We start from the raw sequence: 14765 nt of genomic DNA on the forward strand, positions 1-14765 counted from the left end.
CTCCCCCGAGGAAATCTGGGTGGGCGGGGTTCTTCGTCTGTCGGAGACTACTCAGATACGCTCGGCGGCGGCCAATTCCTCGGCGAGCAGTTCGGCGAAGGTGTAGGTACCGGTGGGCTGATCGTCCTGCCCGAGCAGGTACAGCCGCTTCACCGAGATCAGGATCGCCTCCGCGATCACATCCCGCATACGCGGATTGGTGAGTACCGACGAGTCGTAATCGCTTGTCAGATAGCCGATATCGACCTGGACGGTCGGCATCTTGGTGAGTCGCAGCAGATCCCAGGTGCGTGCGTGCGTGCGGCAGTCCTGCAGGGAGGTGCGCGCCACGATCTCGCGCTGGATGAATCCGGCCAGCACCTGGCCGATCATCGAGGTGGAGCCGTGTGAATTGCCGAAGTGGAAGCTCGCCACCCCGCTGGCGGAGGTGCTGGGGTTACCGGCGCAGCGCAGCGAGATCATCAGATCGGCGTCGAAGGTATTGGAGGTTTCGGCGCGTTCGGCATCGGAGGGATTGGCTCCCCAGGGCCGGGACAGGAAGGTCTCCATACCCGTTGCGGCCATACGTCCTTCGAGGCGGCTGGCCAGATCCCAGAGGATCTCCGATTCGTAGACGTCGCCGAATTCGCTGGGTACGGCCGAGCCCTTGTCCGGTCCGCCCAGGCCCGGATCGATGACGATGCGCTTCCCGGTCAGCTGTGGGCCGGCGCGGTGCACGACCTCTTCCTCGGCGATGCGATGCGGATTGCCGCCGGTGACGCGTGCGCCCAGCAGCTCCAGTGAGCGGAGCGTGTCCGGCCCGCAGATGCCGTCCCCGGCGAGGCCGATCTCACGCTGGAAGGAGGTGAGGCCCTCGTGGGTGTGCGGTCCGAAGTAGCCGTCCACCCGGCCCACGTAGAAGCCCAGATCCTGCAACCGGCGCTGCAGGGTGGCGACATCGTCGCCGTACAGCGGTGCGGAGAGCTGATAGATCAGGGTGCGTGCGCCGAGGCGGTAGGAGGCTTCCTTGAGGGCTCGGTAGGTGGCCGGGCCCACCACCCCGTCGACGAGCAGGCCGCGGTGCTGCTGGAACGCGCGCACCGCGGAGTCGAGGTCGTGGTCGAAGGTGGCTTCGATGTCCTTCCAGTACTCGCCACTGCCATTGCCGTTGGTTTCGGCGGTGGGGTGTGAGTTCAGGAATCCGAGACTTGCGAGGGTGCCCCGAACCTCAGCTACGGCTGGTCCAGTATCGCCGTGACGAAGTCGGTGCATGCGTAAGAGCCCTTTCCTTCCGCCAACCCGGGTACCCACTCGTGCACAGGTCTACACACCCGTGCACGACCGGAGCGTCGGTCGATTGTCTCAGACCCGGACCAGATTTCGGCAACTGTCGAGTGCAGGCATCGTACGGCGCGTCGTCAGATAACACCCTCGAGTTCGCGCAGAAGGGCCGCTTTGCCCTTTGCGCCGACGATCCGCTTGACTTCCTGGCCCCCTTGGAACAGCACCATGGTAGGCAACGACAGGATGCCGTAGTCCTTCGAGGTCTCCGGATTGGCGTCCGCGTCGACCTTTGCGATGGTCAGGGTATCGGTATGGCTGGCGGCGATCTCCTCGAGCACCGGGGCGACCATCTTGCAGGGGCCGCACCAGGCCGCCCAGAAGTCGACCAGGACCGGCTTCTCGCTGGCCAGCACATCCTGTGCGAACGTCTTATCGCTCACCGTGATGGTGGCGGTGGTCTTGGCGTCGGACATGGGTCGATCTCCTTAGTTGTTAACTTCCACCGGGCGACCGGCGTGATCGAGGGTATTGCTGGTGATGTCACCCTGCTCGGCGAGCCAGCGTTCGGCGTCGATGGCCGAGCGGCAGCCGGTTCCGGCGGCCGTGATGGCCTGCCGGTAGGTGTGGTCGACCAGATCGCCCGCGGCGAAGACGCCGGGGAGCGAGGTGTAGGTGGACTGGCCCCGCACCTTGACGTAACCCTCGTCGTCCAATTCGACCTGACCGTTGACGAGTTCGCTGCGCGGATCGTGGCCGATGGCGACGAACAGGCCGGTGGCGGGCAGTTCGCTGGTCTCGCCGGTGCGGGTGTCGCGCACGGTGAGGCTGGTGACGGCCGAATCACCGTGTACCGCAGTGACTTCGGTGTTCAGCAGGAAGCGGATCTTCTCGTTCGACTTGGCGCGCTCGAGCATGATGCGCGAGGCGCGGAACTCCTCGCGGCGGTGGACGATGGTCACGCTGGAGGCGAACTTGGTGAGGAAGGTGGCCTCCTCCATGGCGGAGTCGCCGCCGCCGACCACCACGATGTCCTGGCCCTTGAAGAAGAAGCCGTCGCAGGTGGCGCAGGCGCTGACGCCGCGGCCCAGGAGATCCTGCTCACCCGGGATGTTCAGGTAGCGCGCGGCCGAGCCCATGGCCAGGATGACGGCGTACGCCTCGAAGGTCTCGCCGCCGACGGTGACCTTCTTGATGGTCCCGGACAGGTCGAGGGCGTCCACGTCCTCGGTGCGGATATCCGCGCCGAAGCGCTTGGCCTGCTCGCGCATCTCCTCCATGAGATCGGGGCCCATGATGCCCTCGCGGAAGCCCGGGAAGTTCTCCACCTCGGTGGTTGTCATGAGGGCGCCGCCGAACTGGGCGCCCTCGAAGAGCAAGGGCTGCAACTCCGCTCGCGCGGCGTACACGGCTGCCGTGTATCCGGCCGGTCCGGAACCGACGATGATCAGGTCGCGAACAGCGGTAGTCAAGAGGGCCTCCGAAGGCAGATGTTTAACAGGCAGGTCGGTCAACAACAGGGTAAACGGTGTTGTTCCCGAAGTTCCGGGGGCTGGGCGCGGGGGTGAGCCCGCACACTCCCGGAAAAAAGGTTCGGGAACCGCGCCCCGAACCCCTTCCTACCAGTGGTGTTGGCCTTCAGCCGATATCGACGCTCGTGAGCACCTGCGGGTTGTCCGCGGTGCAGCCGTTGCCCAGGACCGCGGCGGTGATCTGCGGGGCGTGCGGTCCGGCGAGCAGCACCAGCACGGCGGGCCGACCGGTGTAGGTGACGGTGCGCGAGCCGAGTACCTGGCGGTTCAGCTGTGCGGCGGTCAGGCAGGCCGATAGCGCGTTGCCCTTGGCGAGTGGACCGCTGATGTCATGACGGCCCATGGCCGTCAGCACATCGGTGGGGGCGAATGTGGTGGCCAGGGTGTTGTCGGCGGGTTGGGTCGTCGCGGGGGCGGCGTTGCGATTGTGCACGGCGTCGACGGCGACCACTCCCCCGGCGAGAACGGCGGCGGCGGCCGCGGCGGCGGTGAGCCAGCGCTGGCGACGGGAGAAGCGTTCCGCACCGTGGACCGGATCGCCGATCTGTTCGTACTCGTCCTGTTCCAACTCCTCGGGTGTCAGGTCGCCGAGTTCGCGCGGGTCGAGTTGGCCGGTGTCGAAGATGGCCGAGCCGTTCAAGACCGGCATGGGTGCGGTGGAAGGTGGTGCGGGATGGGTGGATTGGCGATGTACGGGCAGCCGGTGCACGGTGGCGAGCAGTCCCGGATCGGTGAGTTCGGCGGTGGCGAGATCGTCGATCATCCGCTCCAGCCGGGAGGTGACCTCGACGGGCATGGGGTGTGCGATGTTCTCGTCGCGGCCGAGGTCGCGCAGGCGCAGGTTCACCTGGTCGAGGGAGCGCAGATAGCGCATGGCCCCGGGATCGCGGCGCACCTGTGTCCACAGTTGTGCGGACAGGTCCGCCGGGACATTCCCGGCGTGCAGATCGGCGAGCAGTTCGGTGGTCCACGGTGGTCGCGGGATGGTCCCGGCCACCATGGCGCCTCCTGTTACTGCGTCGTCCTCGTTCATCGCCCCTCCAGATCGGACCCTCATGGGAATTCGCAGACCTGTCTTAGTTTTTGACGCACCGAAGGTAACTTCGGTTCCCGAATATCCTGCGCCGGGCGCGCCGGATTCAGGTGTTCATCGTGTGCAGGTGTTCTTCGAGTCGCCGTCGCCCGCGGGCGCACCGGCTTTTGATGGTCCCGGCCGGAACGCCCAGCAGCACAGCGGCTTCCGCGATCGAATACCCTTCCAGCTCCACGGCGACCAGGGCGGTGCGCTGTTCGGCTGGCAGCGTGAACAGTGCGGCATCGACCACGAGGGCGGCGTCCAGACGCGCGAAATCGTCGCGGGGATAAAGGGGTTCGAGTACGGACTCGTCGGACAAAGGTACCGTGCGGCGCAGTTTGTTGCGACGGATCCGATCCAGGCAGGCGTTCACCACGATGCGGTGCAGCCAACTGCGTACCTCGGAATCACCGCGGAATCCGCCCGCTGCGCGATGGGCTGAGAGCAGGGCGTCCTGGAGTGAGTCGGCGGCGTCCTCGGGCGTATAGGAGGCGCGTAGCGCGGTCTGCCAGAGATGGTCGCGGTGGCGGCGCAATAGCTCGGCGAAGGCGTGCCGCTCGCCCTGGGCGTGTGCGGCGAGTAGATCGCGATCGGTGGCCTCGCCGACCCTGGGGCGGGTCCGGACAGCCGTCGCTGTGGGCCGAGTTCGTGGCTCGGTCGCTACTCCGAAATTCTTCGCAGACGACAATGCAACTCCTGAAACCAGCAGAGAGTACGCAAGATCATATCGAAGATAACGATTCGGTAGCAACGGATTGCGCGATAAAAGCGCAGCTAGCGGGCGTTTTCGGGCGAACCGGACAGCATCGTCGATAACCGGACCATCCCGAATATCACGAAACTATGGCGCGGCCTCGAACCGGACCTCGGCGATGGAGGTCTGGTACTGCCCACCGTTCTGGGACAGCGCGGTAATCCACACCAGGACATAGCGGGCCGGCTGATCGGCCTGCACCGCGATCTCGGTGGTCCCGTTGCCGAGCGTCGCCGCCCCGATCAGCTGGGTCTGATCCAGGGTCGGCGAGGCGGTCGGCGAGGTACGGATCTCCACCTGCGCGCCCGCGGTCGGCGAATCGATGATCACCTTGGTGAGCTTGCTGGGGCTGCCCAGCGTGGCCAGCACCCCCACCCCCTTCTTGAGGGCGGGGAACTGCTGGAAGTACGCGTCGGTGCGCCACACCGTGGTCGGATTGTTGTCCAGTACCGCGCCGATGCTGCCGACACCGTCCGGGGTGCCCTCGGGCGAGAACACCATGGCCCCGGTGACCGGCACCGGCACCCCCGCCACCGCGGCACCCGCCGGAGTGGACTCGGGCGCGCCCGGGGCCGGTGGCGCGACACTGGAGGTGGTGAGCCCGATATTGCGCTGTTCGTTCAACGGCGCCTCGGAGCTGCCGGGTGCGAAGACGCTCAGCAGCCACCAGATGATGACGCCGACCACCAGCGCGGCGAGTACGCCGAGCCCGACCAGGATCCACATCATCCGCTGCGAGCGTTCCTTCTCGGCGGCGAGCAGTTCCGGATCGGCGAGGGTCTCGTCCGGTGCGGACGGCGGGCGCTGGCCCAGTCGCAGCACCGGAATCAGATCGGTCTTCTGATCCACCACCGACGCCTGTTCCAGCACATGCTGGACGGTGGCGGCGGTGCGCACACCCTTGTTGGACTCCAGCGAGCGCACCGCGACCGCGGAGATCTCGAAGGGCACCTCGGGCCGAATCGTCCTGGGCTCCACCGGGGTTCCGTCCGGACCGAAATCGGCCAGCGGCAGTCCGCCGACGGTCGCGGCCGAACCGGTGACCCCGCCGACGCGAATCGGCCAGTGCGCGGTGATGAGCGCGTAGAGCATGGCCCCGAGGCCGCGGACATCGGACTGCGCGTCCGAATCGCCGAGCGTGCCCGGGAAGGCCAGTACGGCATCACCGGAGGCGCTGATGCGCACCCGGTCCGGATGGTCGATGGAGAGTGAGCCGCCGCCGCGGTGCGCGAGTTCGGCCGCGGCCGCCAGTGCCCGGATCGCGCGGGCCGCGCCGATCGGGGACGGCACGGTATCGGCCATCTCCTTGAGCGAGCGGCCCGGTGTCCATTCGGCGACCACGATGCCGCCGGAGGAGCCGCGCACCACGTCGAGTACGCGGGCCAGGCCGGGCGAGTTGATCCGGCCCAGGCGCAGCGTGCGGGACAGGATCGCCTGTGGCCCATCGTGTCCGGAGTTATCGGCGGCCTGCTGGTCGGCGTCGACGAAGGTGAGCGCGACCTCGCGGTCCAGCTTCACATCCAGGGCCTGCCAGAACTTGAGTCCGCGCGCGCCGCCGTGACCGGCCAGCAGCCGGTAGCGCCCGCCCGCGACGGAGGCGCCGGGCAGCAGTTTGGGCCCGCGCTGGACGCGCTTGGCGGCCTCCACCCGCATGGGCGGCATCTGCGGCGAAATCGCCTCGTAGACACCGGTTTCGGGGCCCGCGTGATCCTCCTGCTCCGGTAGCTCCCCGGAGTCGTGCCGGTCGCGCCCGGTGTCCCGGTGCGCGGTGTCGTCCTTGCCGCCCTTTTTTCCGTCCGTGCGATCCGGAGTCGGGGGCGCATCCGTGGAGAGCCCACCGCCCGCGGCCGCTGCGGATTCGGCGGCCGGGACGCCGCTCGCCGCGTCGTCGCTCACCCTCGTTCCTCCTTCGCCCTGGTATGTCGGAGACCGATGCTGTTGGGCCGGACCCGGTGTCCTGCGGGCACCATCGTCCAAGGCCGCGCGAGCGCCTTCGGCGCTTGCGCTTGCCTGCCGAACAGGGTACGGGAACTCGCCCTTGCCGGTGTTGTCAACCGCATCGGGTCGGATGACGGGCAGCACCATGGTCTGCGCGTCGAGGTACGGGTCGAACCGGTAGTAGTACGGCGCGGCGCGCAGATCCGGCTTGGGCAGCAGCGTGGTGTCGCCCATATCGCCGAGCGTGCCGCCGTCGAGTTCGAGATCCGGTGCGGGCGCGGTGATACCGAGCCGCCGCGAGATGGCCACGGTGATGGCGACGATCTCGGGAATGCCGGCCAGGCGCATCAGGCCGAAGGCGACACCGAACATGATGATCGCGGTCAGGCCGACGCGCACCAGCGAACCGAGTCCGCCGAAGGAGTCCGAAAGCCGGTGCAGGCCGATGACTTTGTCGGCGATCAGCATGACCGCGCCACCGGCCAGCGAGGCCAGCACCACCCGGGTGACGGTGCGCCCGACATTGGTCATGCGCAGATCGCCGAGGCTGCGGTGCAGCAGCCAGCCGCCGATGATCGCGCCCGCGACGAAGCCGAGGCCGTTGGCGACGCTCAGCGCGATGACGACGTGATCCTCCGCGAAGAAGACCGGGGCCAGTGCGGAGAGCACGACCTTCACGCCGGTGATGCCGAGGATGATCCAGGTTGGCGTCCAAGCCTGTTCGCGCGCGTAGAACACCCGCAGGTGGATCAGCACCAGCGCGTAAGGGATCAGGGTGAACGCGGACCAGGAGACGGCCTCGCCGAGTCGCATGGCCTGGCCGGTGCCGAAATGGCCGTAGCCGAAGAGGGCTTCACCGATCTGCGGTCCGGCGAAGGTCATGAAGGTGACGACGGGGACGAGCGCGATCATGGTGAGGCGGGTGGCGGTGCCGAGATCGTCCACCACGGCCGGTGTGTCGTCGGCGGCGGCATTGCGGCTCAGTCGCGGCATGATCGCGGTCAGCAGGGTCACGCCGAGTACGCCGTATGGCAATTGCAGTAGCAGCCAGGCGTTTTGGTAGATGGCGGGGCCGGCCTTGTCCCAGTGTGAGGAGATCCGGGTGGCGAAGGTCCAGCCGATCTGGCTGATGCCGACGTACAGGATGATGGCCGCGCCCATGCCCGCGAACTGCTTGAGCCGCTCGTCCACTCCCCAGAGCGGGCGCAGATCGATGCCCTCGCGGCGGATGGCGGGCAGCAGGCTGACCATCTGCACCACCACGCCGAGTGTGACGCCGACGCCGAGGATGAGCAGTTTCGGTTCGCCCATGCGGACCGGGTCGAGGCTGATCTCACCCGGTGTCATCCGGTAGGCGATGAGCACGGTGAGGACCACGAGATTGTTCAGCACCGGCGCCCAGGCGCCGGGTTTGAACACCCCGTGGGTATTGAGGATGGCCATCAGCAGCGCCGAGGTGCCGTAGAACATCACCGCGGGTAGCAGCAGGAAGGCGAGTGCGGTGGTCAGTGCGGTGCTGACCTTGCCGTCATTGGAGAGGAAGACGTGCGTGGTCAGTACCGGCGCCAGGACCAGGACTATGACGGTGCCGGTGCCGAGCACGGTCAACGCGGCGGTGAAGAGGCGCCGGACGAAGGCGCTGCCGCCGTCCGGATCCTCTTTCTCGGCGCGGACCAGGGTCGGCACCACGATGGCGGTGAGCACCGCGCCGAGCAGCAGCTCGGAGATCATGGTCGGGATGGTGCTGGCGACGGTGAAGGCCGAGGCGATGGCCGGGCCGAGCACGGTCAGCAGCAGCAGCTGTTTTCCGAAGCCGGTGATGCGGCTGGCCAGGGTCGCGATGGCGATGGAGCCGGAGTCCCGGACCAGTTTGGCGTTGGAGCTCTCGGCCTTCGGGGCGGTGGCGACGCGTTGTTCGCGGGTGCTGGGTCCGCCGGGGCGCGGCGGTGCTTGGCGCGGTAGCGGATTGGATTGCGGGGTCGGGTAGCGCTGGCCGCCTGGGGGCGTATTGCGCATGACCGGTCCGAGCGGTTGGTTCGGATCGCCCTGGCGGTGTCCCCAGTGGTAGCGGTCCTCCGGTGCGATGTGCGCGCCGCCGGGTGGTGGTCCGGCGGGGCGGGGCGGCTGCGGGTTGGATTGCGGCCGGCGGGGCGGTTGGGCCGGTGGACGCGGGGGCTGGCCCGGTGGGCGGGCCATGATGGGCCCGGATTCGCCGGTGCGTGGTCCGCGCACGGGTGGTGGACCGGACGGTTGACCTTGTGGCCGACCGGGCATGACGGTCGGAATGCCCTGTGAGGAAGGATTTCCCACCCGTGGTCCGGGGCTCGGCGGTCCCGGACGGGAGCCGCGCTGCTGCGGTACGCCCCGTTCCCAGGGTGCGGAGGGTGCGCGCCGGGGTGCGGGAGCGTCCGGACCGTCACCGCGGCCGGGCGTGCGCGGTGGCGGCCCGTCCTGTCCTTCGCCTCGGCCGGTCGAGCGTGGTCCGCCGTACTCGCTCACCGTGCCTCCTTGTCTCGCAGTTCACGCTTGCGCGCCCGCCGGAACCTGTTCACTCGGCGCCGGGTCTCGGAGTCGAATTCCTCATCCGCCGGATCGGACTGACCGCGGAAGCGGTGCCAGAGTCGGCGGGCGACGAGCAGGAGCAACAGCGCACCGACACTCGCGGTAATTATCGCCAACACTCGACCGTAGGCGTTGGAGCGCACCGAAACCGATACGGCATTGCCGAGAGGCACCCCATCGGGTGTGGTAAGGGCGATGGGTATCACCAGGTTTCGACTATCGGAGACCTCGGTCGGAATCTGGAAGGAGCGGGTTCCCTTGGCGGGCAGCACCTGTTCGCCGATATCGGTGATATTGGTCTCGGCGGGCGCGTCGATCCGGAATTTGATGCGGACGGCGACGGGCAGGTCGTTGCGGGCGACCAGCAGCAGCGGACTCTGCTCCGAGGCGAGGGTGTAGACGCCGCCGGGTGGCAGCACGGTCACCGAATGGAACAGGTCGTCGACCGTGCGGGTGGTCTGTTCGACGCGGCGCTGCGCGTTGGTGTCGGCCAGTGCGGATCCGGCGCGCCGGTCGGACATGGTGAGCGCGCGAATCAGATCGTCGCGCAGCGGGGTCAGGAAGGTGCGCGGACCGAGCTCCTGCTGGGGCTGTTCGACCAGGGCGCTCATCAGTTCGGTGATGTCGTGCGCCTGCTCCCGGACCGGTTCGACGAAGTGGTCCGGGACGGCCTCGGCGGCCGCGGTGGGCAGGTAGTCGAGGTCGTAGGGCTGTGGATCCGCCTGCTGCGCAAGCAGTTCGGTGAGCGAGCGGGGCGCGGCGAGGTTGGCGCGGTACATCTGGTCGAGTTGGCCGAGCAGCGCGGTGGCCTCATCGCGATTGGGGCCCCACTGCTGCGGCGGCATGAGCAGCGCCGAACGCGGGCGGTCGGGCTGTGGATTGAGCGCGGTCCAGGCGACGGCCCCGAGCGCGTCCTGCAACCGGGCGGCGCGGGAGTCGTTGGTGAGGTCGTAGCGCACCTTGTCCGGGGTGAACGGCGGGGTCGGCGGGTGTGAGCCGACGGCGGCGAGCGCGGTCGCGGACCAGATGTCGAAGGTGGCGGCGTGCAATTCGGGTGCGCCGGGCGCGGGTTCGCCACCGCCGGGTACGGGCAGGGTGAGTCCGCCCAGTCGCACCAGGTCCGGGCTGACCGAATCGATCGGGGTGCCCGGATTCTTGGCGCTGGAGATATTGGTGCGGCCGTCGGAGGGGGTGACGGCATTGTCGGCCAGTACCGCGGCGCTGTACCCGTGGTGGGCGAGCAGCTCGGCGCCCTCGTTGTCGATACTGCCCGCATCGGGCAGGGCCACGCCGCGGACGGATTTCACCGACAGCAGCTGATCGATCAGATCGGCCGGTGCGTTGAGCGCCCGATCCGACAGGGTGAGGTCGCCGGTGGCGGCCAGCGCCTCCGGATCGACCTGCGCGAACGGCAGGGCGACCACGCACATGGTGGGCGCGAGAGATTTCAACCGGTCCAGCCAGGCCTTGGCGGCGTGTTCGCCTGTGCCCGCGCGGGTGCTGCCGTCCGGATCCGACGGGCTGGCCAGCACCCGGTAGCCGTCCGTCATATCGGAGACGGTGAGCAGCAGGTCCGGGTCGACGGCCAGGCACAGCGAGGCGTTCAGGTTCTCGTCGCCGCCGCCGTCGGGCTTGAGCGCGGTCTCGAGTGCGGACAGCAGCTGGTCGAGTCGCCCGCCCTGGGTGAGCGAGGCGGCCAGATCGTCGTCGGTGAGCAGGGCCTCGCCCTCGACGGTGCCGGGTTTGCCCGCGACCAGGCGGGGCCGGTCGGCGAGCGGCCACAGCATGGTGGTGGCGACCGGTGGCGCGTCGGGGACCGCCGGAACCGGTGGTGGCGCCTCATGTTTCCGTGGATCGGCGGTGGTCAGCGGGATGCCGAGTACCGGCAGCAGGAAGCGGGCGTCGTCGAGCCGGGCCTGGCCGCCGTAGGCGGGTTCGCCGTTCACATTCAGCAGCAGCGGATAGATACCGGGCGCGGTGATGTCGAGAGCCGATATGCCACTGGGCAGTTCGGTCGCCGAGTGCAGGGCGACGGTGAGGCTGAACTGCTTTCGCTGACCGGGCGTCAATCGATCTGCGACATCCTGGAATTCGCCGGTGACGTCGTAGTTGATCTGATCCAGTCGCAGCGCCGAGCGCAGCCCGCTGGGCGAGGTGACCGCGCCCGCGCGCTGAATGCGCACGCTGACGTCGTCCACCTGCCGGTCGCCGATATTGGTGACCGTCCCCGAGACCACGAAGTACGGGTCACTGGTGCTGGTGATGGCGGTGGGCGTCACCGAATCCAGCGACAGTTTCAGGAATTTCGGCCCGGTGGATTCGCCGCTGCCGCTGCCGGTCGGCTCGGCGGTCGCCAATGGCGCCCCCGCGGTGAGCACAGCCAGCATCACCGCGACGAGCGACAGGATCCAGCGGTGCAGCGCCCCCGCGGTGTCTTGCCCAGGACGCCCAGACCCCGCACGCGTCATTGTCTGCCGTTCTCCATCCGGTCGATCAGCCGGTTCGCGACCTCGGCCAGCCTGCGTTCGTCAGCGTAGGCGAGCCGGGAATCGAGTTCGCTCAAGGGAACCCAGGCCACCTTGGTGACTTCGACGTCGGCATCGGAGAGTTCACCGTCGAGGAAGCGCATCAGATAGTGGTGCACGGTCTTGTGTACCCGCCGCCCCTCGGTGACGAACCAGTAGTCGATGCTGCCGAGTTCGGCGACCACACTGCCATTGATACCGGTCTCCTCGGCGACCTCGCGGATGGCGGTCTGCTCGGCGGTCTCGCCCTCTTCGATATGACCTTTGGGCAGTGACCACAGCAGTCTGCCGCGGCGGTCGGTGCGACCGATCAGTGCGGCGCAGCGCTTCTCGCGCGGGCCGTCCAGGCCGTCCACGACGAGTCCGCCCGCGGAGGTTTCCCGGACCGTGCGCATGCGAGGTTTCGCCGCATTACCGGCCGAACCACGGCGCCGGGGCTGGCGGCGTCGACTGTTCGCGCGATCGGCCGGAGACACTGCGCCAGTGTATAGGGGTGCGTGGCTCAGACCGGCGCACCGCAGGGGTGCCGCGGGAATCGCGCGGAACCGAGGCGACGGGTAATGCTGTGGCAGGCGATTTACCCACTCCATTAAGCTGCGTATTCGTGGTTTCGCAGCAGTCCGAGGAAGCAAGCGTGGATCGCCGTACCCGATTGCTGGCCTCGGCGGCGATCACGGTGGGACGGCTCTCCGATGTTCTGACCCCGCTGGGCGAATTGTTCGCCGGGCACGGTCATGAGCTCTATCTGGTGGGTGGCACGGTGCGCGATGCCGTGCTCGGCCGGCTGGGCACCGATCTGGATTTCACCACCGATGCCCGGCCCGAGGCGGTGCAGGAGTTGCTGCGCGGCTGGGCCGACCATCTGTGGGATACCGGCGGCCTGGCCTTCGGCACGGTGAGCGCGGCCAAGGCCGGACAGCAGTTGGAGATCACCACCTTCCGCGCCGACTCCTACGACCGCGTGTCGCGCAATCCCGAGGTCACCTTCGGCGACACCCTGGAGGCCGATCTGGTGCGCCGCGATTTCCGGGTGAACGCCATGGCGGTGCGGATCGGCGCACTCGGCGAACTCGAGTTCGTGGATCCCCTGGACGGTATGGCGGATCTGCTCGAGGGTGTGCTGGATACCCCTGCGCTGCCGCAGGATTCGTTCCATGACGATCCGCTGCGAATGCTGCGCGGTGCGCGTTTCGTCTCGCAGCTGGGTTTCCGGCTCGCGCCGCGGGTGCGCGAGGCGATTGTGGCGATGGCCCCGGAGATCGACCGCATCACCGCGGAGCGGGTGCACGCCGAACTCGACAAGCTCATCGGCGGTGAACACCCCACCGAGGGCATCGATGTGATGGTGGAGACCGGACTGGCCGAGCGGGTGCTGCCCGAGGTGCCCGCCATGAAGCTGGAGATCGACGAGCATCACCAGCACAAGGATGTCTACGAGCATTCGCTGACCGTGCTGCGCCAGGCCATCGACCAGGAAGAAGGCGATCCGGATCTGGTGCTGCGCTGGGCGGCGCTGCTGCACGATATCGGCAAACCGCCCACCAAGAAGAACGAACCGGGCGGCGGGGTCAGCTTCCATCATCACGAGGTGGTGGGCGCGAAGATGGTGCGAAAGCGTATGCGCGCCTTGAAGTATCCCAAGCAGTTCACCGAGGATGTGGCGCGCCTGGTCTACCTGCACCTGCGCTTCCACGGCTACGGCAAGGGCCAGTGGACCGACTCCGCGGTGCGCCGGTACGTCACCGACGGCGCGGAGCTTCTGCCCCGCCTGCACAAACTGGTCCGCGCGGACTGCACCACCCGCAACAAGCGCCGCGCCGCGCTCCTGCGCTCCACCTACGACGATCTCGAGGTCCGCATCGAAAAGCTCGCGGAGCAGGAGGATCTCGCGCGGGTGCGCCCGGACCTGGACGGCAACGCCATCATGGAACTGCTCGACATCAAGCCCGGCCCGGACGTGGGTAAAGCCTGGAAGTTCCTGAAGGAACTTCGCCTCGACCGCGGCCCCCTCCCCCGTGCGGAAGCAGAGGCGGCGTTGCTCGAATGGTGGCAGGGCGCAAAGTAGTTGGAGGCGGGTGGCCGTTCGTGGTCGACGGCGGGTGGCCGCCTCCCCCTGGGGGGTGGGCGGAGCCCCCGAGACCTGGCGTCACCGCCCTTTTCGCGCTCGGGGGGTTCGGGGCGGCGCTCCCATGGAATGTCGTCTCTCAGAAGACGATCAGCGTCGTGCCCGCTACGATCGCCGAACGGATCTGCGCCAGATCGAAGGACCCGGTCAGCCCGGGCAGGTCGGCGGCGAAGCAGACATAGTCCCCCACGCGGTGGGTACTGCTGATCCGCGCGTGATTCGGTAAGCCGGACAGGGGAATCGGCTGCAACGTGGTCAATCGCCGCGGCGCCCGGACCCCTCTCCAGTGCGCACTGTGCACGGTGATGGTGAGCAGATTGTCGGTGATCTCGGCATCGACGAGCGCCCGCACCCGTCTTCGTTTGTGCCGCGCCAGAACCAGTCCGTCCGCGGCGGGTTCGAGCTCCCAGTCCGGCTGCCAGGTATTGACCCACCCCAGTAGCGCGGCCCGCGATATCACCCCGGTGACATCGAGTTGTGCCGCCCGCACCCGGGTCGGCACCCCGGGCACCAGCCGCACCCCGTGCGCGATCACGGTCAGCTCCTCGACCCGATGCCTATCCCAATGCACGCCGGTGACAACGGTTTTGGTCTGAAAATGCGCCCCCCGGCGGCGCACTTTGAGGGTGTGCAGCGTGGCGGTCACATCATGTCCGAGCAGGGCGGCATGGATCTCCTGCCCGCCGAACCGGCTGAGTATCCCCTCCGAGAGCAGTGTCATGAGCACATCGGGCATGAGCGCGGTGACCGCCCCGGCCCCGAAATCGGCTACGGGATCCAGCCATGCGGTGGTGAAGCTGGTCCACTGGTCGACCCAGCCCTGGTCGAACAGGCGTTTCCCGAGATCCATCCCCAAGTCCACGGCGCGCAGCGGTGACCAGGACTTCGGATCGAAATACGTGGCCATGATTGTTTCGAGCCTACTGGCCGGTGCCGACATGACCAGCGTGTCGGAGGTGACCCGGGTCACGAGCAATCCGGTCGGATTGTTGTG

Annotated in this window: 10 protein-coding genes; 1 reads left to right on the plus strand and 9 read right to left on the minus strand. The window is 68.0% G+C overall.

All coding sequences use genetic code 11. The features are described 5' to 3' along the window. Positions 1-51: 51 nt before the first annotated feature. The 8 genes from OHB26_RS11415 to OHB26_RS11450 all read right to left on the minus strand — a co-directional run bounded on the left by OHB26_RS11415 (position 52) and on the right by OHB26_RS11450 (position 12122). A complete protein-coding gene (locus OHB26_RS11415; protein ID WP_330184150.1) occupies positions 52-1251 on the minus strand; it encodes an N-acetylmuramoyl-L-alanine amidase in 1200 nt (399 codons plus the stop codon). 146 nt (positions 1252-1397) lie between these two features. Continuing rightward, positions 1398-1736 carry a thioredoxin gene (gene trxA, locus OHB26_RS11420; RefSeq protein ID WP_330184151.1) on the minus strand — a complete coding sequence of 113 codons (339 nt, stop codon included), beginning with the start codon at positions 1734-1736 and terminating at the stop codon, positions 1398-1400. Positions 1737-1748: 12 nt separating this feature from the next. Next, positions 1749-2732 carry a thioredoxin-disulfide reductase gene (gene trxB / locus OHB26_RS11425; protein WP_330184152.1) on the minus strand — a complete coding sequence of 328 codons (984 nt, stop codon included), beginning with the start codon at positions 2730-2732 and terminating at the stop codon, positions 1749-1751. Positions 2733-2898: 166 nt separating this feature from the next. Next, on the minus strand, positions 2899-3825 hold the full coding sequence (locus OHB26_RS11430) for a hypothetical protein (RefSeq protein WP_330184153.1): 927 nt from the start codon (positions 3823-3825) through the stop codon (positions 2899-2901). A 106-nt stretch (positions 3826-3931) separates the two neighbouring features. Beyond that, positions 3932-4555, minus strand: a complete 624-nt coding sequence (gene sigM / locus OHB26_RS11435; protein ID WP_330184154.1) for an RNA polymerase sigma factor SigM — start codon at positions 4553-4555, stop codon at positions 3932-3934. A 153-nt stretch (positions 4556-4708) separates the two neighbouring features. Then, positions 4709-8575: a murein biosynthesis integral membrane protein MurJ gene (murJ, locus tag OHB26_RS11440; protein WP_442943006.1), complete on the minus strand. Its 3867-nt coding sequence runs from the start codon at positions 8573-8575 to the stop codon at positions 4709-4711. 479 nt (positions 8576-9054) lie between these two features. Further along, the gene (locus tag OHB26_RS11445) at positions 9055-11589 is read right to left on the minus strand and encodes a DUF6049 family protein (RefSeq protein WP_330184155.1); all 2535 of its coding nucleotides are present in this window, start codon (positions 11587-11589) and stop codon (positions 9055-9057) included. Next, positions 11586-12122, minus strand: a complete 537-nt coding sequence (locus OHB26_RS11450) for an NUDIX hydrolase (protein WP_067567868.1) — start codon at positions 12120-12122, stop codon at positions 11586-11588. The genes OHB26_RS11445 and OHB26_RS11450 overlap by 4 nt, the downstream gene beginning before the upstream one ends. 128 nt (positions 12123-12250) lie before the next feature. Between OHB26_RS11450 and OHB26_RS11455 the strand changes: the two genes are divergently transcribed. Next, entirely contained in the window at positions 12251-13711 is a 1461-nt protein-coding gene (locus OHB26_RS11455; protein ID WP_330184156.1) for a CCA tRNA nucleotidyltransferase, read from the plus strand. A gap of 139 nt (positions 13712-13850) precedes the next feature. On the opposite strand, the gene OHB26_RS11460 is transcribed toward OHB26_RS11455, so the two are convergent. Next, positions 13851-14678: a hypothetical protein gene (locus OHB26_RS11460; RefSeq protein ID WP_330184157.1), complete on the minus strand. Its 828-nt coding sequence runs from the start codon at positions 14676-14678 to the stop codon at positions 13851-13853. Between the last annotated feature and the right edge of the window lie 87 nt (positions 14679-14765).

Origin of the sequence: Nocardia sp. NBC_01503 (assembly GCF_036327755.1) — a bacterium.
Classification (GTDB): Bacteria; Actinomycetota; Actinomycetes; order Mycobacteriales; family Mycobacteriaceae; genus Nocardia.